The organism is Ruegeria sp. CG11 (assembly GCF_056537245.1).
On record NZ_JBQFRE010000012.1, the window covers coordinates 55,891 to 78,790 of the forward strand.

Sequence of the window (22,900 nt, forward strand, 5' to 3'; positions counted from 1 at the left end):
ATACCTTCAGTTCTTCATGCGTTTGTTGTCCGGGTCATAGGGCGGTTGGTCAAGAATTACCGCGCCGCGCCTTTGACCCAGAACCTCGACACTCAGCCCGCTCCGCGCGGTCCGGTCGCGCAGATAGGCCAGCGCCAGTGTTTTGCCGGTGCGATGCCCGAAAGCGGCCGAGGTGACGATGCCGACAACGCGGTCGCCCTGATAGACACCGTGGGCGAAATACGGATCGACGTCGGTGGTTTCCACGTCCAGCAACACCATGTCCCAGCGATCTTCGGCCTGCATCCGTGTGGCCAGGGCATCCTTGCCGTTGAACTCATGATCCATCTTGATCATCGGACCCGCTCCCGTTTCCGTCGGGGTGCGTTCAGTGGTGAAATCCGCACCCCAGGCGCGATAGCCTTTTTCAAGCCGCATCGCGTTCATCGCATAGGCGCCGAAAAAGCCCAGACCATGCGGTTTTCCGGCCTCTTTCACCGCATCAAACAGGGTAGGCATGTCGGCAGATTTTACATGTAACTCCCAGCCGAGTTCGCCGACATAGGACACCCTCAGCGCCCGGATGGGAATACCAGCCACGTCGATTTCTCGCACAGACAACCAGGGGAAGTTCGCCCCAAGATCGATATTGGTTAGCGTAGCCAGTACATCCCGCGACTTCGGCCCCATCAGGCCAAGCACCCCGAAATCCTCGGTCACGCGGGTGATGGTGACGTCAAATCCTTCGGCACGGGCGCGTAGCAGATCGTCATCCATCTCTTCCGCAGCTGCGGCTGACGTCAGGTAGACGTGATCCTCTGCCAGAACCGATACGGTAAATTCCGACTGAGTTCCGCCTGCCGGAGTCAGGGCATGAGTCAGGCCGATCCGCCCGGGCTTCGGTGCTCGGTTCGCGCCAATGTTGTCCACGAAAGCGCGTGCGTCAGGGCCGGTTACGTCGAACTTGGCAAAGACCGACATATCGGCCAGCCCGACGTGGTTGGCGACGGTTTCACATTCCACCGCCACCCGGTCGAACCAGTTGGATCGGCGGAAGCTTGGTGCGGCTTCGTCCCCCTGTTTGCCCGAAAACCAGTTGGGCCGTTCCCAGCCATAAGCGGCGCCCATCACCGCGCCCCGTGCGACCATCCGGTCATGGACCGGCGACAGCCGTTTGCCGCGTGCGGCGGGGCGTTCTTCGTGCGGGTAATGTACGCCGAACTGCAAGCCGAAGCACTCGATGGCCTTCTGCACACGATAGTCGCGGTCGGCCCAGCTGCCGAACCGGCGGCTGTCCACGGCCAACGCATCCATCGGCGGCGCACCATGCGTCATCCAATGGGACAGGAACCAGCCCGCGCCTCCGCCCTCCATCACTCCCATCGAGGACCCAGTCAACAGCCAGGCGTTGGGCAGCCCGTGGGCGGGGCCGATCAGCGGGTTGGCATCAGGGGTGAAGGTAATTGGGCCATTGACCACCGATTTGATCCCGCCGGTTTCCAGCGCCGGAATACGTGCCATCGCCATCATGATGATGTCTTCGACCCGGTCCAGATCGGGCGGCATCAGGTCGGCCCCAAAGTCGGGCGGGCAACCGTCGATCGACCAAGCCTCGGCATTCTTTTCATAGGGACCAAGGATCAGCCCGTCGCGTTCCTGCCGCACATACCAGCTTTCTTCCGGATCGCGGATCATCGACAGTTCGGGCAGGCCCGCCGCGATACGATCTGCCACGGCTCCGACTGTGTCGGTTACAAGGTATTGGTGCAGCACCGGAACCGAAGGGATGTTCAGCCCCATCATGTGACCGATTTCCCAGCCCCAAGTGCCTGCGGCGTTGACCAAATGGTGGGCGTGAATTGTGGTCTTTTCGGTCTCGACTACCCAGAGATCGTCCTCGCGTCGGATTGAGGTCACAGGGTTGTAGCGCAGGATCGTGGCGCCATTCCGGCGCGCCACCTGCGCCATTGCATTGGTTGCCAGTGTCGGGTCCACATGGCCGTCATCGGGTTCGTAAATCCCCCCCAACAGGCCTTCGGACCGGGCCAGCGGATGCAGGCGCTCTACATCGTCAGGGGTCAGCATCTGCAGATCATAGCCGGTGAACCGGCTCAGCCCCGCCACATGGGCGAATTCATCCATCCGGTCCGGGTTCGAGGTGATCCGCATCGCGCCCGAGCGGTGAAATCCGCAGGTGCCGCCGGTCTCTTCCGGCAGGATATCACGATACAGCCGAACCGAGGTGGCGCGCAGTTCCTGAATGGTCGGGTTGTGGGCGAAATGCGTGCACAGCCCCGCCGCGTGCCAGGTTGACCCATGGGTCAGATCGTTCTTTTCCGTCAGCACCACATCGGACCAGCCCGCCTTGGTCAGGTGGTACATCAGCGACACCCCCATGGCGCCGCCGCCGATGATCAGGACCTGAGCTTGCGTGACCGTCATGATTTTATCCGTTCGTTCTTGGGGTCAAAAGGCGGGCGCATCAGCGGGATCGCCGGATAGTGTTTGCCGGCCACCTCGATGGTGAAGCTGCGGTCGCAGGTCTGGGGCAGGGTCTCGCCCGTAGCAATCTCGACCAGCCCGAGCGCGTAAGTCTTGCGGGTGCGGGCACCGCGTGCGCCCGAAGTGGTGGCACCGACCACGCGACCACCTTCGTGGATCAATTCGTCATGCAGAATGAGCGGTTTGTCCGGCAGCTCAAAGATCACCGCGCGACGACGCGGGCCTTCGGCCTTTTGCCGGACCAGTGCCGCCTTGCCCAAAAACTCTTTGTCCCACGCCACGGCAAAGCCCAGCCCGGCCTCCAGCGGAGAAATATCGGGGCCAAGATCATGGCCCCAATGTTTGAACCCTTTCTCGATCCGGCACCCATCCAGCGCGAAATGGCCCATCGGCCGCGCACCTTGCGCGTAGAGTGCATCGAATACTGGCGCGCCTTGTTGAGTGGGGATGTAAAGTTCCCACCCCAACTCCCCCACGAAACTCACCCGCAGCGCGCGGCAGGGGATGCCGGCCACGATAACGTCACGGGCGTTGGAGAACGGGAAGTCCTGCCAGTCGGCGTCAGACAATGCCGCCAGAACATTACGTGACCCGGCGCCCATCACGCCGATCACCACCTCGTCTTGGGTGACGTCCTGGATCACTACGTTACGCCGTGTGCCGTGACGCCGGAGCCACGCAAAGTCCTTCTGCCGGGTTGCGGCTCCGGACACCATGCGGAAATGATCCGAGCCAAGGCGTAGGACCGTGACGTCGGCCTCAACCCCTCCGCGTGCATTCAAAAGCGGCGTATAGACCGCGCGTCCGGGCGCGACGTCCAAATCGGCAGTTGCCAGATATTGCACCAGCGCCAACGCATCCGGCCCGGTGATGTCGAACTTACCGAATGGCGACAGGTCGATCAGAGCCGTGCCATGCTCCATGATCGCGGCCTCGCGGTGGATGATCTCCTGCCAGGGCTGTTCTCCGACGGAGTAGGGCAATTCCCGTTCGCTATCGCCCCGCGCATACCACAGCCCGCGTTCCCAACCTGCGGTGAGGCCGAATTCGGCCCCTGCCGCCGCCCATTTGTCGTGCAACGCAGATTTGCGCAGACCGCGCCCGGCCTTGGACTGTTTGAACGGCCAGTGCAGGGCAAAGGCGTCGCTGACCGCCTCTTCCATCCGGGTTTCGATATGGCTGGTGGCAGCAACCAGCGGATCGACGCGCGCCACGTCCACCTCCCACAGGTCCATCGGCGCTTCGCCCGCGATCATCCAATCGGCCAGAACCCGTCCGACACCGGCAGATGACATGACGCCGACCGAGTTCATACCCGTGGCCACATACAGCCCGTCCACTTCGGGGGTCTGACCGATCAGGGGGCGAGTGTCATGGGTGAAGCTCTCGGGACCGTTCATGAAATGCTGGATGCCCGTTTCGGACAGCGCCGGGATCAATTCCAAAGCACCCTCCATGAAGGGCATGAACTGATCCCAGTCCTCGGGCAGTTCCAGAAACGGGCGGTCGCCCTCGGGGCCGAAGGCATCCCAGCATTTCGCGTTCGGCTCAAAGCCACCGATCACCAGCTTGCCCGCATCGCCTTTGACGTAGAAACCACGGTCCAGATCACGCAATACTGGATAGGGGTTGGGCAATCCGGCCATCGGCTCGGTCACCACATACATATGTTCCACCGCCTGCAAGGGCAGGGCTACCCCCGCTGCATCAGCCAGTTTTTTGGACCAGGCTCCGGCACATAACGCCACGCGATCCGCCAACAACTCGGTCCCGTCGGCCAGAGCGACACCTTTGATCCCGCCGCCTTCGACCAACAACCGGTCCACCCGCACACCTTCCCGGATCTGCACCCCCTTGGCGCGGGCGGCCTTGGCGTAGGCCATGCACAGATCCACAGGGTTTACATTGGCGTCCTCTTCAATCCGCAAAGCGCCGACCAAGCCATTTGTATTGAGGCCGGGGAGGATGATCTTGTCGGGAGACAGGATGGATGGCGTCAGCCCAAGATGTCGACCCAGCGACGCAATGCGATGCAGTTCATCCATTCGGTTGTGATCACGCGCCAGCCAATAACCACCGGTTTGACGATACCCGGTGGATAGTCCAGATTCCTCTTCCAGCCTCGGGAAAAGCGTTCCGGCATACATCGCCAACTGGGTCATGTTCGGCGTCGCGCGCAACGGGCCGACAATTCCGGCCGCGTGCCAACTGGTGCCCGAGGTCAGCTGGTTGCGCTCAAGCACCTGCACATCTGTCGCCCCGGCCGAGGCCAGATGATAGGCCAGGCTCAGCCCGATCGCGCCGCCTCCGATGATGATGGTTCCCGCCATGAATGGCACTCCTCGCTCTTGCCGTCCATGTTCGCCGCGACATGAAAGGGATCAAGTGTCACCTATCATCATAACTACAACTAATGATAAGCAGAGCTTGCGCCGTTCCTGCCCGGGGCGTATCGCGCAATCGGCTTCAATTAACGGGAAAGAGGGCGCAAATGACGCGCAATGAGACTGAAATTAATCTGTTCCGGGCCATCGAAGTGTTCATGGCCGTCGCGGAAATGCGCCATGTGACGGCGGCGGCCCATGCCTTGGGGATTACCCAATCGGCAGCCTCGCAGCATCTGAAAAACCTGGAAAGCGCCTTTGGCGTGACATTGGTCGACCGATCTCACAGGCCGCTTGGACTGACCCATGCAGGCGAGGCCATGCAGCGGCATGGATATCGCATCCTCAATGAGATCGAAGACCTGAAATCGGACCTGCGCCACCTGAAGGCCGCTTCGCTGCCGGTGTTGCGCGTTGGGCTTCTGGCCTCAATCGCCACGACGCTGACGCCGGGCCTTTTCGACTTTGTCGAGCATGATCTGCGGGTGCCTGAATTGATCCTGTCGGCGGGCTTGGCCAGCGACCACCAAAGCGCGCTGACCGCGCGAAAGATCGATATTGCCGTTACTTCGGAGCTGTTTGTGATGAGCGACGACTATGACACCTATCCCGTTATGGAGGAACCGTTTTTTCTGGTTTTGCCCGAAGATTACGCCGGTCCCGAGGACGACATCCACGCCATTTCCGAACGCATGTCACTCGTGCGGTTTGGTGCGCTGACCCCAGTGGGACGACGCACTGATCAGCACCTGCAACGGTGCCGCCTGAACCTGCCCCGCGCGATCGAGGCGGACCGGTCCTCGATGGTGGTGGCCGGTGTGGTGACCGGCAAATGTTTCGCGATTCTGACGCCCTCACTGTTGATCGACGGCGTGGCCGAAGGGATGCCGCTGCGCATTGTGCCGTTGCCGTTTTCCGGCTTCAAACGCGGCGTGCAGGTGGTGTCGCGCAAAGAGGATCTGGGCGATATCCCGGCCTGTCTGGCCCATCAATGTGCTGATATTCTGCGTACGCATTTCGAACACCGCTTTCCGGACATCGCGGATCAGATCACATACTTCACCGGCACTAATCCCAATCATTAGGATTTCCGATCAAAGGCCTCTCCCCCTGTTCGCGACCCGTTTCCAATGCATAGTCAGGGAACCGGCACGGACTCCCGCGCCGTATCCAACAGGAATTGGGGAGGCACCACATGTCACGTCGTTCAGGCCGCAAATCGCGCGTTCAAGCGCGGGCCGCCAAGGGGGCGGTATCCGCCCCCTATGTGACGCGGCGGATCGGTTTGGTCAGTCTGATCGACGACGAAGCTATCGCTATCATTGAACGCAATGCCGACCGAATTCTGGACGAGATCGGCATGGAGTTTCGCGGTGACCCCGACACGCTGGACCTGTTCAAGGCCCACGGCGCGCGGGTCGAGGGTGAGCGGGTGCGGTTTGACCCCGGCTGGTGCCGCGACAAGATCAAAACCGCGCCGTCTGTCTTTACCCAACACGCCCGCAACCCGGCCCGGTCCATTCAGATTGGCGGGCAAGCTCAGGTCTATGCCCCCAGTTTCGGCCCGCCATTCGTGCATGACATGGAAAACGGGCGCCGTTACGCCACGCTGGCCGACTTTCAGAACATCACCAAGCTGCACCATCAGTTGGGTGCGGTGAACCATTCCGGAGGGGTGGTGGTGGAACCGGTCGATGTTCCCGTGCCGGTGCGTCACCTGCACATGGCCCACACCCATCTGACTATGAACGACAAACCCTTCATGGGGGCAGTGACCGCGCCCGAGCGGGCCCGCGACACGATCGAGATGTGCAAGATCGCCATGGGTGCCGACTTCGTTGACCAAAACTGCGTGCTGTATTCGGTGGTCAACACCAACGCGCCTTTGGTGATGGATGAAACCATGCTGTGGGCACTGAAGGAATACGCACGGGCAGGGCAGTGCACGGTGGTCTCTCCGTTCGTGCTGGGGGGCGCGATGTCGCCGGTTTCGGTGGCTGCTACGTTGGCGCAGGTTCTGGCCGAGGTGCTGGCGTCCGTTGCTCTAATCCAGATCATCCGCCCCGGTGCCCCGGCTGCTTTTGGCACGTTCTTTTCGCCTATATCGCTCAAGACCGGAGCGCCGACATTCGGCACGCCGGAAGGTACCCAGTTCCAGATGTGCGCCAAAACGCTGGCGGACCGGTTGGGCCTGCCGTTTCACTCGGTTGGAGGGCTGACCGCCTCAAAAGTGCCGGACGCGCAAGCGGGGTATGAAAGTCAGGCCCAATTGATGGGGGCCGCGTTGGCTGGGGTGAATTTCATCATTCACGCCACGGGTTGCCTCGAAGGGCTGCTGACCACCGGTTATGAAAAGATCGTCATGGATGCGGATCGCTGCGCGGCGATGCAGCGCTTTGTTCAGGGCGTCGATTTCTCGGAAAGCGCGCAGGCGATGGAGGCGTTTTCCGAGGTGGAGCCGGGCGGCCATTTCCTTGGCGCGCAGCACACGCAGGACAACTTCGAGACAGCCTTCTGGATGGGCGACATGTCCGACAACGGCACCTACGAACAATGGGCCGCCGAGGGTGCCCATTGGCAGCATGACCGTGCCACCGCCCGGGTGAAACAGTTGATCGAAGACTACGAAGCCCCGGCCATGGACGCCGGAATCCGCGAAGCCCTTGATGAATTCGTCACCCGCCGCAGCCGGGAAATCGAAGGAGAACAGCCATGAGCATGCAAACCGACTGGACCCTGAACGACACCGCCCGGCGGCGAGACATCTTCTATGCCGCAAGCCAACGCAAGTTCGTCCCCTTCAAAGAGCCGATGGTCTTCAAGAAGGGCTCCATGCAGTACCTCTGGGACGTTGAGGGGCGCAAATATACCGACCTTCTGGGCATGAATGTCTGCATCTCGGTCGGGCATAGCCACCCCAAGGTGGTCGCAGCGGCGATGGAGCAGGCGCAGGAACTGACCCACTGCACCACCATGTTCTACCACCCGGTGCCCGCTCATTTTGCCGAGGAACTGGTCGCCACCATGCCAAACCCCAACGGTGACATCGAATGGGTGGTGCATTTCACCAATTCCGGTTCCGAGGCGGTTGACCTCGCCATGACCATGGCGCGCAGTTATACCGGTAACCTTGATCTGCTGGCGTTGCGGTCGGCCTATCACGGCCCGACGGCTGCGGCGCAATCGATCACCGGGATTTCGGGCTGGCGGCATCCGGGGATGCCGGGCAACGTCGCCTTTGTGCCTGACCCGCATCAGTATCGCGGCATCTTTGGCGAAAACGCGGGCGCGCAGCCCTATCTGGACGAGATCGAGCGCACCATACACGCAGCCACAACCGGCCGCGTCGCCGGGATTTTCGTGGAAAGCGTGCAGGGCTATGGCGGCATTGTCGAAATGCCCAAGGGGTATATGACTGGTGCCGCCGAACGGGTGCGGGCGGCCGGAGGGCTCTATATCGCGGATGAGGTGCAATCCGGGTTCGGGCGCACCGGGGATCACATGTGGGGGTTTGAGGCCGATGGCGTCATCCCGGATATCGTGGTCATGGCCAAAGGCATCGGCAACGGCTTTCCGTTGGGCGCGGTGGTCGCGCGCAAGGAAATTGCGGCCCCAATGGCTGAGAAGTTCATGTTCCACACTTACGGTGCCAATCCGACCTCCTGCGCGGCAGGGCGGGCTGTTCTGCAGGTGATCAAAGAGGACAAGGTGCGCGAAAACGCCCGCGACGTGGGGGCCGCGTTGCTGGTGCGCTTGCACGTGCTGAAGGAAAAGTACCCGGTCATCGGCGATGTAAGGGGACGCGGCCTGATGCTGGCCGTTGAGATGGTCAAGGACCGCAAGACCAAAGAGCCGGACCCGCAAACCACCGCCGCCGTGTTCGAGGCCACGCGCGAAAGCGGGATTATCCTGTCGAAATCGGGCGCGTACCAATCCTGCTTGCGCATGGTCCCGCCGATGTGCCTGTCGATGGAGGATGTCGATCACGTGGCGGATGGTCTGGATCAGGCCTTCAGTCGCGCCACGGGATAACGCCTGAAAGTAAAAGAGTCAGCCGATGCGGCTGGCTCTGTACTCAAAACGGGTTGGCTTAGCCCCGCAGCACTTTACCCGCCGCATCAAAGGGCGGCTCATGCAGGATAACCGCCTTGTGCGGGCGTCCGAGGACCATGACTTCGACCTCATCCCCCGGCTGGGCGTTCTTGACGTAACCCAAGGCCAGCGACATGCCGACGGTGTAGCCATAGGTGCCCGAGGTTACGCGCCCAATGCCTTCACCATCCTTAAAGATAGGTTCGCCACCGGTTGCGTCCGCGTTAGAGGTGGTCACGTCGGCCTCGTCCAGATGCAGCAGAACCAGCTGTTCGCGCGCTGGGTTTTCCAGCACTTTCTGCGCGGCGCCCTTGTTAAGGAAGTCCTTTTCGAGCTTGCACAAACGGTCCAGTCCCACCTCATGCGGCCAGTATTCCGGGCTGTATTCGCGGCTCCACGAACCATAGCCCTTTTCGACTCGCATCGACATCAGCGCGCGGCTGCCAACCGGGCCCGCGTCGAATTCTCTTCCTGCTTCGATCAGTGCGTCATACAAGCGGGCCTGATCTTCGGTGGCGCAGTGCAGTTCCCACCCCAGATCGCCGGTGAACGACACGCGCAGGGCCAGAACCTCGACGCCCGCCAGTTCGATCTTGGCCGAATGCATGAACGGGAAGTCCTCGGTCGCCAGTGAAGCGTTGGTCAGGCGCTGCAGGATCTCGCGCGATTTCGGGCCAGCGACATTGAAGCCGCAGATCGCTTCGGTCTGGCTTTCGAAGGTTGTGCCTTCGGGCAGGGGGACCTGCTTGAAAAACCGCTTGTGATAGCGCTCTGCCATACCTGAACCGATGATCCAGAACTCATCCTCTGCCACGCGGGTCACGGTGAAGTCACCTGCGATGCCGCCGCGTTTCGAAATCAGCGGGGTCAGGCACGACCTACCCACCGCCTTGGGCATGGTGTTGGCGAAGACGGCATTCAGCCAGTCCGCAGCACCCGGACCTTTGCAGATGTATTTGGCGAAGTTCGAGATATCGATGATGCCCGCGCGATCTCGCAGCATCTTGCATTCTTCGCCCACTGGCCCCCACCAGTTCTGGCGGGTAAAGCCGTTGGTATCCACGGCGCCCGGTTCATCTGCGAACCACAAGGGGTGTTCCCAGCCGACGTTCAGGCCGAATACCGCACCCATGGCTTTCTGGGTTTCATAGATCGGGCGCACGCGTGCAGGACGGCCTGCGCTGCGTTCTTCGTTCGGGAAGTGGATGGCAAAGCGGTGTGCGTATTGGTCCTGCACCTTGGCCATGGTGAATTCCTTGGTGGCCCAGGTGTCGAACCGCGCCATGTCCCATGCGAACATGTCGTATTCGGTCTCACCCTCGATAATCCATTGTGCCGCCATCAGGCCCATACCACCGGATTGTGAGAAGCCGGGGATGATGCCGTTGCAGCAGAAATAGCCGTCCACTTCGGGGACTGGTCCCATCAGCACGTTCGAGTCCGGCGACCAGATCATTGGGCCGTTGATGACCCGCTTGATCCCGGCCTCACCCACGGCGGGCAGACGCTCGATCGCGTTCATCATGTTCTCTTCGATCCGCTCCAGATCGTCGGGGAACAGGTCGTGCGCGAAGTCCAGCGGGGTACCTTCTTCGGCCCAGAACTTCATGTCCTTCTCATAGGCACCGACCAGCAGGCCGTTGCCTTCCTGGCGCAAATAGTATTCGCCGTCACGATCCGAGACCGAAGGCAGGCGGGTGCCGTGGGCCTGAACGTCCGACATCGCTTCGGTCACGAAATATTGGTGCTCGGTCGGCTGCAGCGGCAGATCGATCCCGGCCAGTTTCGCGACTTCACGGCCCCACAGGCCTGCAGCGTTTACCACCCACGGCGTTTTAATTTCACCTTTCGGGGTTTTTACGACCCAGGTGCCGTCATCCTGCTGTTCGGTCGCGATGACCGGGGTAAAGCGGTGAATCTCGGCGCCGCGCTGGCGCGCGCCAACCGCATAGGCGTTGGTCACACCCGACGGGTCGACGTTGCCGCCATCGGGTTCGAACATCACGCAACGGATGCCGTCGTAATTGACCAACGGATTCAGGCGCTGCGCCTCTTCGATACTGATCTCATAGAAGTTCATGCCGTAAAGCTTGGCTTTGGCCGCCTGCAGCTTCAGCTGATGCTCCCGCTCTTCGGTTTGGGCCAGGTACAGCGAGCCGGGCTGGAACACGCCACAGCTTTGGCCTGTTTCCTCTTCCAGCGCATTATACAGGTTCATCGTGTAGTGCTGGATACGGCTGATATTGGTGCTGTCATGCAGCCCGTGGATGTTTGCCGCCGCGTGCCAGGTTGAGCCAGAGGTCAACTCATTCCGTTCCAGCAGCACAACGTCCGACCAACCCAACTTGGTTAAGTGATAAAGGATCGAGCATCCGATTACACCGCCGCCGATGACTACGGCCTGAGCTTCTGTTCGCATTTTGTTATCTCGCGCGTTTTGTTTCGCTGAGTTTCTTTCACGAACCGGGGCCCATCGACAATGTCCACAAAATTCAAGGTGGGGTGAGGTGGGTTAAACCTAAGGGCCAGCGGCAAGAACGCGAGGGCATTGCCTGAGAGGCACTGCTCCCGCTGTTTCAAAACTCCAGACGATGCGCGCGACCACGTTCGAAGAGCTTTTGGTTCAGCTCATCCGCTTCGGGTGCGCCGTATTCCAGCGCGAACACGAAGGCGTGCGTCAGGTAAAAGCAGGCGGCGTCGTGGTCCTGACGCTGTTCTGCCTGATTTGCCGCCTCGTGATATAGGCGGATCAGCGCAGGCACATCGTAGTCCGCATGTGCCTGCAGCAGTTGTTTATCCAGGTCTTCCAGATCCACGGTCAGCCTTTCAGCGAGATCGCAATGTTCTTGGTGCGAACGTAGTTATAAAGCGCCTCCAGCCCTTTTTCACGACCGAAACCGGATTTTCCGACGCCGCCGAACGGGGTCGAGATGCCTCCGGCGAACCATTCGTTGACGAAAACCTGACCGGCCCGCAGCTTGCGTGCCACCCGATGTGCCCGTGTCAGATCGCGAGTGAAAATACCTGCGACCAGCCCGAATTCAGTGCCATTTGCCATAGTGATCGCTTCGGCCTCGGTATCGAACGGAGTAAAGCAGGTGACGGGGCCAAATACCTCGTCCTGCGCCACGCGGCTTGCGGGGTCGACATCTGCCAGAATGGTCGGCGCCATGAAATACCCCTTGCGGTCCAGTCGTGCACCACCCGCTGCAACGCGTGCGCCGTCCTGACGGGCGGTCGAGGTGATCTCTTCCACGCGCTGCAATTGCAGGGCCGAAATAACCGGCGTGTGATCAGGGTTTTCAAGACCGTGACCGACACTCAGGCCGTTGGCCAGTTCTGCGGCGTGTTCTACAGCCTGATCATAGATCGAGCGATGCACCAGCACCCGCGCCATGGCCGAGCAGACCTGACCGGCATTGTAGAAAATACCGCTTTGCAGGCTGGACATCAGCGTATCCAGATCAGCATCGTCAAAGGCTACGGCGGCGGATTTGCCACCCAGTTCCATCAGTGAAGGGATCACATTATCTGCTACCGAGCGCAGGATGTGCTGGCCTGTTGGGACCGAACCGGTGAATACGATCTGATCGACCTGCGAGCTTGCCACAAGCCTTGCACCCAGATCCGAGCCGATGCCATTCAGGATCGACACTGCACCCGCGGGAACCTCGGCGCGCTCCAGCGCAACGCCCAACATGGCCAGGCCGATGGGGTCCAGTTCCGGAGATTTGATGATGGTTGAGTTGCCGGCTGCCATGGACGGCGCCAACGACCGGCCTGCGATCGATACCGGGAAGTTCCACGGCACGATCTGCGCCGATACTCCATAGGGTTCAAACACGGTGTAGTCCGCATAGTCGGGACCCAGTGGGATCGATTTGCCTTCGATCTTGTCGGCAACACCGCCGTAGTATTCGAAATACTGCGCGGCCTCGATGAATTCGTCCCGGGCAGCCTCAAGCGTCTTGCCGCTTTCCCGGCAAAGCAGATCGGCACCTTCATCCGCAATGTTACGGATTTCCCGCCCGATGCGGATCATCAACCGACCACGTTCCGCCGGGTTCATATCGGCCAGATCGCCCCGTTCAAACGAGGACCGCGCCGCCACAAGCGCCTTGCCGACGGTTTCTTCACCCGCGCGTGCGCAGTCTGCCACATGATCTTGATTGCCGGGATCTTCGACGGCAATGAACGCGCCGTTGTCGCCGTCCACCCACGACCCGGCCAGAAAGTTTCTGGCCAGACCGTCCTTCAGAAAGTCGCTCATGCTTCTGCGCGACCTTTTTCGATCTGCGTTGCAACCCAATGGTGGAAGCAGTGGGTCGGCCCGTCCATCGCAGGCGAGAAACGGCCCCCGTCGAACAGAACACCGTGGCGGCCTTTTTGCATGCCTTCGACAACGAACACGTCTTCCTCGAACACGGTTTTCCAAAGCTGCGAGTTTTTGGCGCGCAAAGGTTCATGCTCGGGCGCGTCTTCGGGCTTTTTGGCGTAGTACAGCTCGATATGCTCGATGGTTTTTTCGTGGTTCACGGGCTCGAGGATAAAGGCGAAGCCGTGGTCGCGTTGAACGCCCAGCATCACGTTCGGGTAGACGACGATGTATTCTGCGCCTTCATTCCACTTGTCGCTCAGGCCTTCGAAGTCGTCCAGCTTTTCACCGTCCTGACCTTCGAACTGGCGGTAAACCAGCGTTCCCTGACCCGAGTATTTACCAAGCTCATTAATGTTGTAGTGGTCTTCCAGACGCGAATAGCTGTTCAGTCCGGGGTGAACCCAAGGCAGATGATAACTCTCGCAGAAATTCTCGACGGCCAGTTTCCAGTTGGACTCCAACTCAAGGCGCACAGAAGCACCGGCGCCGCCGTGATACATCGGCTTTTCGAACTCTTTCCAGCGCTCCATCAGCTCACTGTGGACCTCTTCGAATTCCGGGGCGTTGCCGTCAACGTTCACGAAGACAACGTCGCGCCAGACGTACGAGCGGATGCGAACCAGACCCAGTTCGGCGAAATCCAGGTCTTCGTGCGTGTTCTGACCGGGGCCACCCACGTGCGGTGCGGTGCGCAGCTCGCCATTCAGGCCATAGCACCAGCTATGATAGGGGCAACGGATCGCGCCACGAATTTTCTGCGGTTTGTCGACCAGAATCATGCCGCGGTGACGGCAGGTGTTCTGGAACACGCCGATCTCACCGTTGCGGTCGCGGACCATCAGGATGGGCATTCCCAGGAAATCGACCGGTTTCGCATCGCCAGCGTCGGGGATGTCTTTGCCAAAGCCGATACCGGACCAGTTGGCAAACAAGACCGACTCCCGTTCCTCGGCGAAAACGGCGGGGTCGATATAATGTTCGTTCGGCAGCCCCTTGGCTGTGTTTACCGGGGTCAGAACGGACGAAAGCGATGCGTGCTTGTTCATCAGTCACTCCTGAGTTTGTCTTTAGCTTTGGATTTCCTTCCCATTGGCAGCGCAAAAGGTACGTCTTCAATACCAAAAAACCTAATCGATAAGTGAGACTGGCTAAACCGATCCACCCTGCACTTCGTTCAGAAGCCAGTTTTTGAGGGCCAGCGCCCCTTCGGAAAGGTGTTCATCTTCGCGCCCGACCAGAAAGAAATTATTTGGAGCTGGAATGCTGAACTCTTCAAGCGCCACCAGCTTGCCCGAGCTGAGCATCGGTTGAATCAGACGCTTCCACCCCAGCGCCAAGCCAGCCCCCTTGCGGGCCACCTGCAGGGCCAGCGCGTAACTGTTGACCCGCGATTGGGCCGGAATATTTCCCGTATAGCCAAGCTCGTGAAACCATTCCGGCCAGGTGGTCCAGGTATTGTCCCTGGTTTCCAGATGGATCAGGCGGTGCTGTGTCAGGTCACCGAGGCTGGCCCCCTTCAACTCTGCAGCCAATTCGGGGCTGCACACAGGCGTCAGGGTATCGCGATAGAGTTTTGTATGCGGCAACGAGGAGTTCGGTTCCTGCCCGTAGCGGATGATGAAATCCAGATCGGGGCGGTCTGCAAACGACGTATCCTGCGCCATCTGGTTCACTTTTACATGCGGGTATTCCTGCCAGAACCGGATGACGGACGGGGACAGCCACAAGGCGGCAACGGCGGTGGTCGATCCGACGGTGGCGTGATTTTCGGAATCGCCGCTGCGGATTTGTTCTAACACCTTTGACACCTTGAGGAAAGATGTGCCCAGAACCTCGTAGAGCGCCTCGCCATCTTCGGTGAGTTCGACGCCCCTATGCTTGCGAACGAACAGCGGCGCGCTCAGGTCGGTCTCTAGCGCCTTGATCTGATGGCTTACGGCGCCTGGGGTGACGGATAGCTCGCTTGCGGCTTCCTTGAAACTCAGGTGGCGCGCCGCCGCCTCAAAAGCGGACAGCGTGGCAAGCGGAGGTAGGTTGTAGTGGCGTCGTGACATGCGTGCTACGTGGCTATGATTTTAACTTGAGTTTGTTTCAACCGAATATGAGAAATTTTGCAATTGAAAACCATGTTTTTTTCTGCAGCTTTGTCGCCGGTTGCGAAACCGGCAAAACACAATGATGGGAACCCTGATGAACACACAAGTCGCGCGCCTTGTCCGAAAAACTGAACTGAGCCCGGACACGTCCGATTTTTGTTTCGAAATCCTCGGTGGTCGGTTCACAGGCCTCGAACCCGGCGCCCACGTGGACGTTCATCTGACCGAGGATCTGGTGCGCCAGTACTCGCTTTGGAGCTGGAGCCAAGACGGCCGCATGGTCAACGTGGCCGTTAAACGTGAGGATGACGGGCGCGGCGGTTCCCAGGCCATGCATGATCTGGAGGAAGGCGCCGAGCTTGCCATCGGCGGGCCGCGCAATCACTTCCCGCTGGAAAGCCATGATCGCCACGTCACCCTGATTGCGGGCGGAATCGGGGCTACTCCGCTGGTGGCAATGGCGCGCGAGCTGCTGAACCGGGGGCAGGATTTCCGCGTTTATTACCTCGTGCGTTCGAAGGACTACGCCGCTATGGACAAACAGTTCCGAGCTCTGGGTCTGGATGAGTGGTATCACCTGCATTGTGACGATACCGATGGAGCGTTCGATCTGGCGGCGGTGATGCAATCCATGCCGATGGGGGCCGACGTCTATACTTGCGGCCCCGAGCCGATGTTGAACGCCGTATTGGAATCCGGCACTGCTCTGCGCGGTGGTGCGATCCATTTCGAACGGTTCGCCGCCGCGTCAGACATCGAACACGCACCCAATGACAGCTTTGAGATTGAGGTTCATTCCACCGGCGCCGTCTACTCCGTGTCTAAGGACGAAACGATCCTCGAGGTACTCAAGACCAACGGCGTCCATGTGGATTTCGGCTGTTCGGAAGGGCTCTGCGGCTCTTGCATTGTCGATGTCGTTGAAGGCGAAGTGGATCATCGCGATGGCATCCTTACACCCGAGGAGCAGGCCACGAACAGCTATCTCTGCACCTGTGTGTCGCGCGCAAAATCCGACCGTCTGGTGCTGGCGCTTTAGCAGTAAGCCTGCTTCGCGCAGGCATTGTATGTTATCCTGAACAAGAGCCGCGGGCTCATAGAGGCCCACGTTCCTGTTCAGCACTGATTCAGGTCGCCTTTTCGCCGACGATGCCGATGAAGGGAGTGTAGATATACGGCGCTCAGCTCATCGCATCAGCCAGCATGAGCACCAGACGCATGTAGGACGGCGACAGGTGCGAATAGTTCGGATAGGTCTGCGCACCAGCGTGCTGCGGAATCACATTCAAGCCTTTGCCGCGCCTGCGAACAGAGGTCTGACCGCACATAGGCCGGACCCTCAATCCACCCGCTTTCTGTTTCTGAGTTGGTACGGGGTTTCGCCGAATTCGGCCTTGAAACACCTTGAGAAATGGCTGGGCGTTTCGAACCCGGTGGCCAGGGCGACATCGATGATCGGCTGCGAGGATTGAATGAGCAGCCGATAGGCCTCTCTCAGACGAATTTTTCGGTAATGCTGTTTCGGGGTAATGCCCAGATACTTCTTGAACAGCCGCTCGATTTGTCGCCGCGAGATACCGGCCTGATCCGCCAGAACGGCTGGCGACACCGGTTCTTCAATCTGCTTTTCCATCGCTGCGATCACGCGCGATACGGTGCGGTTCGGAACCGTCAGACTGTTGGGGATACTGGTGTCGACGGATTTCTGAATCTGTCTGAGCGGCGTGTAACACATGCATTCCGCAACGCTGCTGGCAAAATCCGCGCCGTGGTCCTGCTCGATGAAATCCAGAAACAGGTCGATAGCGGATACACCGCCTGAACTGGAACAGCGCAGGGTCTCGGAAACATGAGTCTGCCGACTGAGTTCTACGTCCGGATGGGCCTCCTTGAAGCCGACACGGTACCAGGAGTGAATAGCGGCAGTTGCGTCCTCCATCAGGCCTGCCTGAGCCATGAGAATGGCCCCTGTGCCCAGCCCGGTTACACGCACATCGCCGCGCGCAAGGCGCCCAAGACTGACTTCAAGGTCAAAGCTGTCCAGTTCAAAGACATGCTCGCCCGAAACCACAACGATATCCCGCGCCAGAGTAACATCCTTCAGCGTGATATCGACCGCGACGTCGCATCCGATACTGGATCGAACGGCCTGTTCCGTCGTGCCGCACAGTGTCCAGTCATAGAGCTTTCTGTCCGCAACGAGGTTCGCGTTCTGCAACGTCTCGATGGCCGAAATTAGCGACAAATGCGAAAAATGCGGCAGCAGAACAAAGTGAAACAGATGCGGTTTGGCGCCGGTGTCCGTTGCGGGGTTGTCTTGTGAAACGGGCGGTTTCATTCAGGTCTGGCACGTGCTTTGTTGTTTTTCCGGAATAATGATTGATCCCCTCAACTTAGTCCAGCCAGAGTTCCCGAGCAGAAACGCTCAGACCCGGGGGCTTATTGCGGGCCGGAAAAATCCTGATGGAAACCTCGATCAGTTCGGCCAGCCGATGCGGCGATGTTCAGGTGTTCGAAAACGCACAGGGATATGTGAAGACGGGAAGTGGACGTGTCAGGGTAAAAAGCCTATTGCATTTCTTGATCGGAAATTTATGGGAAGGAAGAGCGCTGCAGAACTGCATCTGACGAATTTCCATTCTGCGCCGCCTTGCCGGAACACGTTTCTAACATCCTGCGCGGCAACCAAAGCCGTTCACATCGCGACTATTTTTAAGAAAACAACACCGAACGGAGACGCAAAAGATGCTCAGAACCCGAGCCTTCCTGCTTACGTCATTGACTGTATTGCTTTCCGGTTTGACATCCCTAGCCGTGGCGCAATCCAGCAACCCAATTCCGGTGACCGTTGTGGCGCTGGAAGCGCAGGACGTGACCCTGTTTTCCGAACTGCCGGGCCGCGTCGCGGCGCTGGGTGTGGCCGAGGTCAGGCCGCAGGTCTCCGGAATTGTTGTCGAACGCCTGTTTCAGGAAGGCGGCACCGTTCAGGAAGGCGATGCGATGTATCGCATCGATGATGACGTCTATGACGCGCAGGTTCAGCAGGCCACCGCAAGCGTTGCTCAGGCCGAGGCCCGGCTGACAGCCGCAGAAAAAGAAGAGCAGCGCGTGGCGGAACTGTTGGTGCGCAACGTGGCCAGCCAGCAGGCGGTGGACAGCGCCGTGGCAGAACGTGACGCGGCCAAGGCGGCGTTGTTGGTGGCGAAGGCGCAGTTGCAAACCGCCAGGATCGACCTACAGCACACCACGATCCGCGCGCCCCTTTCTGGCCGCGTTGGCCGGGCGCTCGCCACACAGGGCGCGCTGGTTACTGCGCAACAGGCCGAACCGCTGGCTGTGATCCGACAGATAGACCGTGTCTATGTGGATGTTGCCGTCTCAACCCAAGATGTGTTGCGGTTCAACCGGGCCGTTGCCTCGAAGACGGCAGCACTGCAAACGATCGATCCGACGGTGACAGTCTCGTTGGCGGACGGGTCGACCTTTGACCAGACCGGAACGGTCCTTGCGGCGGAACCGCAGGTGGACCCGCAGACGGGTGTTTCGGTTTTGCGGATCGAGTTCCCGAACCCCAACCAGATTGTGCTGCCCGGCATGTATGTCACCGCGCATCTTCCGGTTGAGGTTCTGCAGGGCGCAGTGCTGGCGCCGCAGCAGGGTGTCGCGCGTAACCGGCGCGGCCAGCCGACCGCGATGGTGGTGGACGAAAACAATACAGTGGTCGAACGGATTCTGACCGTGCGGGGCACCGAGGGCAACAAATGGATCGTGACGGACGGCCTGAAGGCCGGTGACCGCCTGATCGTTGCGGGGCTGCAAAAGATAGGGGTCGGCGCGACGGTTGCGCCAACCGAGGAACCGGAGTCCTGAACCGCGCCGACGGACAAAAGCGCTCAGACTCCCGCAACAAAATGTGAAAGTTCCCCATGGCACGTTTCTTTATCGACCGACCTGTTTTTGCATGGGTCATCTCCATTCTGCTGATGGGTATCGGTACGCTGGCTGTTTTCAACCTGCCGGTTGCGCAATACCCGCAGATCGCGCCGCCTACGGTCGAGGTCACCGCGTCTTATTCCGGCGCTTCTGCCCAGACCGTGAACAACACGGTGACGCAGGTGATCGAGGAGCAGATGACCGGCCTTGATGGGCTGCGATACATCAACTCGTCCTCGACTTCGACCGGGACATCCACGGTCACGCTGACTTTTGAAACCGGCACCGACCCGGATATTGCGCAGGTGCAGGTGCAGAACAAGCTGAGCCAGGCCACCCCGTTGCTGCCGGAAACGGTTCAACGGCAAGGAGTTATCGTCGAGAAATCCTCGGGCGGGTTCCTTCTGGTGGCAGCACTTGTGTCGACCGATGACCGCCTCGATGCGGTGGATTTGTCGGACTACATGGTGTCCAACATGGTCGACGAATTCAGCCGTCTGGAAGGGGTCGGCAACGTTCAGGTCTTTGGCGCGCAATATGCGATGCGTATTTGGCTGAACCCCGAACAGCTGGCCGCTTTCGAGTTGACGCCCGCGGATATCGTACAGGCGGTGTCGGAGGAAAATGCTCAGGTCTCGGCGGGGTCCTTCGGCGCTCTGCCAGCGGTCGAAGGGCAGGCTCTGAATGCCACGATTACTGCGCAATCGTTGCTGTCCACGCCTGAAGACTTTGAACAGATCGTGGTGCGCGCGGAAACCGATGGCGGATTTGTCCTGCTGCGCGATGTGGCGCGGGTTGAGATAGGGGCCGAAAGCTATACCACATCCGCGTGGTTCAACGGCAAGCCCACTGCGGGCATGGCCATCCGGCTGGCCTCGGGGGCCAACGCACTGGATACGGCAGAGCGGGTGAAGCACAAGCTGGACGAAGTGTCCTCCTTTTTCCCGGACGGCGTGGAATATGTCGTGCCCTATGACACCACGCCCTTTGTCGAGATTTCGATCGAAGAAGTGGTCCACACACTAATCGAGGCAATCGTTTTGGTCTTCCTCGTCATGTTCCTGTTCCTGCAAAGCCTGCGCGCAACAATCATTCCGACCCTCGCAGTGCCGGTCGTGCTGTTGGGAACGTTTGCGATAATCTCGGCCTTTGGCTTCACGATTAACACGTTGACCATGCTGGCGATGGTTCTGGCGATTGGCCTGCTGGTGGATGACGCCATCGTCGTGGTCGAAAACGTCGAACGGATCATGGAGGAAGAAGGGCTTTCCCCCTACGAAGCCACCAGGAAATCCATGGGTCAGATCACCGGCGCGCTGGTTGGGATCGCTCTGGTTCTGTCCGCCGTGTTCATCCCGATGGCGTTCTTTGGCGGCTCGACAGGGGTCATTTATCAGCAATTCTCGATCACTATCGTCTCGGCCATGATGCTGTCGGTCGTTGTCGCACTGACCCTGACGCCCGCCTTGTGCGCAACGCTTTTGCGCAAGCCCGATCATGACAAGCGCAATCGCGGCCTGTTCGGATGGTTTAACCGCGGGTTCGACCGGCTGACCGAGAGTTATTCGTCGCTGGTCGGGTTCTCGATCCGGCGCCCGCTGCGTGTGGGATTGATCTATCTGCTGATCGGCGCCGCGATGGTGTTCCTGTTTGCCCGCACGCCGACCGGCTTTTTGCCCGAAGAGGATCAGGGCATCCTTTTCACTCTGGTTCAGGGTCCGACCGGCTCTACCGCTGGGGCGACCGAGGAAGTGTTGGAACAGATTGAGCAGTACTATTTGGAGAATGAGGCCGAAAACGTCGAGTCGGTCTTTACCGTGCGCGGCTTCAGCTTTGCCGGGTTGGGGCAGAATATGGGCATTGCCTTTATCAGCCTAAAGGATTGGGACGAACGCAAGACCCCGGATCGCAGCGTTCAGGCCATCGCAGGCCGGGCCTTTGGTGCCTTCTCGCAGATTCAGGAAGCTTTTGTTTTCCCGATTGTGCCGCCCGCAGTGATCGAGCTTGGCAACGTCAGCGGTTTTGACTTTTACCTGCAGGCCCGTGATGGCCAAGGCCATGAAGAGTTGATGCAAGTCCGAAATCAACTGATGGGTCTTGCAATGCAAAGCGAGAAGATAGCCTCGATCCGCCCGAACGGACTTGAGGACGCGGCCCAGTTCAACATCAATCTGGATTGGCGCGCCGCCGGTGCGATGGGGCTGTCCGCGCAGGAAGTAGGTGAGCTGTTGTCGGTGGCCTGGGCCGGGCGCTATGTGAACGATTTCCTGGACCGGGGCCGGATCAAGCGCGTCTACGTTCAGGGCGACGCGCCGTACCGCATGGTCCCCGAGGATATCGAGGCTTGGCGGGTGCGCAACGATTCCGGTGGGCTGGTGCCGCTGTCGAACTTCTCGTCCGCGAATTGGCAATTCGGGCCGCAAGGCCTCTATCGCTATAACGGCGTGTCGGCCATTCAGCTGCAGGGCAGCCCCACACCAGGGTTCACCACGGGTGAAGCAATGGCCGAGATCGAGGCGCTGGCACAGCAATTGCCGCCGGGATATCAGATCGCCTGGACGGGTCTGTCGCTGGAAGAACGGGAATCCGGAGATCAGGCAGGGATGCTTTATGCCCTGTCTTTGGCCGCAGTGTTCCTGTGTCTTGCGGCCCTGTACGAAAGCTGGACCATTCCTTTCGCGGTGATGCTGGCGATGCCGATCGGTGTCACCGGATCATTGGTCGGGGCCTGGCTGGGCGGGTTTGAAAACGGCGTTTATTTCCAGGTTGCACTGCTGACGGTGATTGGTCTGACCGGTAAGAACGCGATTCTGATCGTCGAGTTCGCCCGCGACAAGGTCGTAGCCGGAGAACCCTTGCTGCAAGCTGTCAAGGACGCGGCGCATCAGCGGTTCAGACCGATCCTGATGACTTCGATGGCGTTCTCGCTGGGGGTTCTGCCGCTGGTCCTGTCCACCGGCGCGGGTGCCGGGGGGCGTACGGCGATGGGCTCGGGCGTGATGGGCGGCGTCATCTCGGCCACGGTGCTGGGCGTTGTCTTCGTGCCGGTCTTCTTCGTGATGATCTACCGCGTGGTCAGACGCGTCGCGACGGAATGAAAAAAGGCGCTACCCAGCTATTTGGGCAGCGCCAGTCGGTCACAACTGACGGAAGACAGTTGTGGGGGTTTTCAGAAGTGGACGTAAAGCTCGTCCCCTTCCTGCGAGACGTCAAAGCGGCGTGTTTTGATGGACGAGTCCACCAGAAACTCGCCGCTGCGAATGTCGAATTCCCATCCGTGCCAGGCGCAGCGGACGATCTCACCGGCGCGGTCATAGACGAACTCGGTCGAGTCGGTTTCGCGGGTGGTGCCGCAAACCGGCCCTTCGCACAGGGCGGCACCTTTGTGGGGGCAGATGTTCAGTAGCGCGTGATAGCCGTCATTCAGTTTGAATACGCCGATCGGCATGTTCGACACAGTGACGATCTTGGCCGCATCGGCGGGAACCTCGTCGGTTTTGCAGGCGAAATGCTTGTTTGCCATGGTCGAAAGCTCC

At 59.9% G+C, this 22,900-nt stretch carries 16 protein-coding genes; 6 read left to right on the forward strand and 10 right to left on the reverse strand.

What is annotated here, in order from left to right:
• Positions 1–6: 6 nt before the first annotated feature.
• Both ACR0KW_RS18795 and ACR0KW_RS18800 read right to left on the reverse strand, forming a co-directional pair.
• The gene (locus ACR0KW_RS18795; RefSeq protein ID WP_480806348.1) at positions 7–2,421 is read right to left on the reverse strand and encodes a GcvT family protein; all 2,415 of its coding nucleotides are present in this window, start codon (positions 2,419–2,421) and stop codon (positions 7–9) included.
• The gene (locus ACR0KW_RS18800; RefSeq protein ID WP_480806349.1) at positions 2,418–4,811 is read right to left on the reverse strand and encodes a GcvT family protein; all 2,394 of its coding nucleotides are present in this window, start codon (positions 4,809–4,811) and stop codon (positions 2,418–2,420) included. The genes ACR0KW_RS18795 and ACR0KW_RS18800 overlap by 4 nt, the downstream gene beginning before the upstream one ends.
• A gap of 161 nt (positions 4,812–4,972) precedes the next feature.
• Here ACR0KW_RS18800 and ACR0KW_RS18805 point away from each other — a divergent pair, with 161 nt between their 5' ends.
• The 3 genes from ACR0KW_RS18805 (at position 4,973) to ACR0KW_RS18815 (ending at position 8,897) form a co-directional block, all read left to right on the forward strand.
• Entirely contained in the window at positions 4,973–5,950 is a 978-nt protein-coding gene (locus ACR0KW_RS18805; RefSeq protein WP_480806350.1) for a LysR family transcriptional regulator, read from the forward strand.
• Between the two features lie 110 nt (positions 5,951–6,060).
• Positions 6,061–7,581 (forward strand): trimethylamine methyltransferase family protein, encoded by a 1,521-nt coding sequence (locus tag ACR0KW_RS18810; RefSeq protein WP_480806351.1) that lies wholly within the window; start codon positions 6,061–6,063, stop codon positions 7,579–7,581.
• Positions 7,578–8,897 carry an aspartate aminotransferase family protein gene (locus ACR0KW_RS18815; protein ID WP_480806352.1) on the forward strand — a complete coding sequence of 440 codons (1,320 nt, stop codon included), beginning with the start codon at positions 7,578–7,580 and terminating at the stop codon, positions 8,895–8,897. The genes ACR0KW_RS18810 and ACR0KW_RS18815 overlap by 4 nt, the downstream gene beginning before the upstream one ends.
• 58 nt (positions 8,898–8,955) lie before the next feature.
• Here the strand turns inward: ACR0KW_RS18815 and ACR0KW_RS18820 are convergent, their stop codons facing one another.
• The 5 genes from ACR0KW_RS18820 to ACR0KW_RS18840 all read right to left on the reverse strand — a co-directional run bounded on the left by ACR0KW_RS18820 (position 8,956) and on the right by ACR0KW_RS18840 (position 15,389).
• Positions 8,956–11,376, reverse strand: coding sequence for a GcvT family protein (locus ACR0KW_RS18820; RefSeq protein ID WP_480806353.1), 2,421 nt, complete (start codon positions 11,374–11,376; stop codon positions 8,956–8,958).
• 157 nt (positions 11,377–11,533) lie between these two features.
• Positions 11,534–11,773 carry a hypothetical protein gene (locus ACR0KW_RS18825; protein WP_480806354.1) on the reverse strand — a complete coding sequence of 80 codons (240 nt, stop codon included), beginning with the start codon at positions 11,771–11,773 and terminating at the stop codon, positions 11,534–11,536.
• Between the two features lie 2 nt (positions 11,774–11,775).
• A complete protein-coding gene (locus ACR0KW_RS18830) occupies positions 11,776–13,227 on the reverse strand; it encodes an aldehyde dehydrogenase family protein (protein ID WP_480806355.1) in 1,452 nt (483 codons plus the stop codon).
• Complete coding sequence (locus ACR0KW_RS18835; protein WP_480806356.1) at positions 13,224–14,381, reverse strand: aromatic ring-hydroxylating oxygenase subunit alpha; 1,158 nt, start codon at positions 14,379–14,381, stop codon at positions 13,224–13,226. The genes ACR0KW_RS18830 and ACR0KW_RS18835 overlap by 4 nt, the downstream gene beginning before the upstream one ends.
• Positions 14,382–14,483: 102 nt before the next feature.
• Positions 14,484–15,389: a LysR substrate-binding domain-containing protein gene (locus ACR0KW_RS18840; RefSeq protein ID WP_480806357.1), complete on the reverse strand. Its 906-nt coding sequence runs from the start codon at positions 15,387–15,389 to the stop codon at positions 14,484–14,486.
• A gap of 136 nt (positions 15,390–15,525) precedes the next feature.
• Here ACR0KW_RS18840 and ACR0KW_RS18845 point away from each other — a divergent pair, with 136 nt between their 5' ends.
• Positions 15,526–16,470, forward strand: coding sequence for a PDR/VanB family oxidoreductase (locus ACR0KW_RS18845; protein ID WP_480806358.1), 945 nt, complete (start codon positions 15,526–15,528; stop codon positions 16,468–16,470).
• Positions 16,471–16,612: 142 nt separating this feature from the next.
• Here the strand turns inward: ACR0KW_RS18845 and ACR0KW_RS18850 are convergent, their stop codons facing one another.
• Positions 16,613–16,759: a hypothetical protein gene (locus ACR0KW_RS18850; protein ID WP_480806359.1), complete on the reverse strand. Its 147-nt coding sequence runs from the start codon at positions 16,757–16,759 to the stop codon at positions 16,613–16,615.
• Positions 16,760–16,770: 11 nt separating this feature from the next.
• Positions 16,771–17,769 (reverse strand): GlxA family transcriptional regulator, encoded by a 999-nt coding sequence (locus ACR0KW_RS18855; protein WP_480806360.1) that lies wholly within the window; start codon positions 17,767–17,769, stop codon positions 16,771–16,773.
• Positions 17,770–18,176: 407 nt separating this feature from the next.
• Between ACR0KW_RS18855 and ACR0KW_RS18860 the strand changes: the two genes are divergently transcribed.
• On the forward strand, positions 18,177–19,301 hold the full coding sequence (locus ACR0KW_RS18860; RefSeq protein ID WP_480806361.1) for an efflux RND transporter periplasmic adaptor subunit: 1,125 nt from the start codon (positions 18,177–18,179) through the stop codon (positions 19,299–19,301).
• A 56-nt stretch (positions 19,302–19,357) separates the two neighbouring features.
• Complete coding sequence (locus tag ACR0KW_RS18865) at positions 19,358–22,462, forward strand: efflux RND transporter permease subunit (RefSeq protein WP_480806362.1); 3,105 nt, start codon at positions 19,358–19,360, stop codon at positions 22,460–22,462.
• A gap of 71 nt (positions 22,463–22,533) precedes the next feature.
• On the opposite strand, the gene ACR0KW_RS18870 is transcribed toward ACR0KW_RS18865, so the two are convergent.
• A complete protein-coding gene (locus ACR0KW_RS18870; RefSeq protein ID WP_480806363.1) occupies positions 22,534–22,887 on the reverse strand; it encodes a Rieske (2Fe-2S) protein in 354 nt (117 codons plus the stop codon).
• Positions 22,888–22,900 lie beyond the last annotated feature (13 nt).

Excerpts from the sequence above, each read along its gene's own strand:
- ACR0KW_RS18860 (WP_480806361.1), top strand. The coding sequence starts at position 18,177 with ATGCTCAGAACCCGAGCCTTCCTGCTTACGTCATTGACTGTATTGCTT.
- ACR0KW_RS18850 (WP_480806359.1), bottom strand. The coding sequence starts at position 16,759 with ATGTGCGGTCAGACCTCTGTTCGCAGGCGCGGCAAAGGCTTGAATGTG.
- ACR0KW_RS18820 (WP_480806353.1), bottom strand. The coding sequence starts at position 11,376 with ATGCGAACAGAAGCTCAGGCCGTAGTCATCGGCGGCGGTGTAATCGGA.
- ACR0KW_RS18855 (WP_480806360.1), bottom strand. The coding sequence starts at position 17,769 with ATGAAACCGCCCGTTTCACAAGACAACCCCGCAACGGACACCGGCGCC.
- ACR0KW_RS18830 (WP_480806355.1), bottom strand. The coding sequence starts at position 13,227 with ATGAGCGACTTTCTGAAGGACGGTCTGGCCAGAAACTTTCTGGCCGGG.
- ACR0KW_RS18815 (WP_480806352.1), top strand. The coding sequence starts at position 7,578 with ATGAGCATGCAAACCGACTGGACCCTGAACGACACCGCCCGGCGGCGA.
- ACR0KW_RS18800 (WP_480806349.1), bottom strand. The coding sequence starts at position 4,811 with ATGGCGGGAACCATCATCATCGGAGGCGGCGCGATCGGGCTGAGCCTG.
- ACR0KW_RS18835 (WP_480806356.1), bottom strand. The coding sequence starts at position 14,381 with ATGAACAAGCACGCATCGCTTTCGTCCGTTCTGACCCCGGTAAACACA.
- ACR0KW_RS18845 (WP_480806358.1), top strand. The coding sequence starts at position 15,526 with ATGAACACACAAGTCGCGCGCCTTGTCCGAAAAACTGAACTGAGCCCG.
- ACR0KW_RS18795 (WP_480806348.1), bottom strand. The coding sequence starts at position 2,421 with ATGACGGTCACGCAAGCTCAGGTCCTGATCATCGGCGGCGGCGCCATG.
- ACR0KW_RS18870 (WP_480806363.1), bottom strand. The coding sequence starts at position 22,887 with ATGGCAAACAAGCATTTCGCCTGCAAAACCGACGAGGTTCCCGCCGAT.
- ACR0KW_RS18865 (WP_480806362.1), top strand. The coding sequence starts at position 19,358 with ATGGCACGTTTCTTTATCGACCGACCTGTTTTTGCATGGGTCATCTCC.
- ACR0KW_RS18810 (WP_480806351.1), top strand. The coding sequence starts at position 6,061 with ATGTCACGTCGTTCAGGCCGCAAATCGCGCGTTCAAGCGCGGGCCGCC.
- ACR0KW_RS18805 (WP_480806350.1), top strand. The coding sequence starts at position 4,973 with ATGACGCGCAATGAGACTGAAATTAATCTGTTCCGGGCCATCGAAGTG.
- ACR0KW_RS18840 (WP_480806357.1), bottom strand. The coding sequence starts at position 15,389 with ATGTCACGACGCCACTACAACCTACCTCCGCTTGCCACGCTGTCCGCT.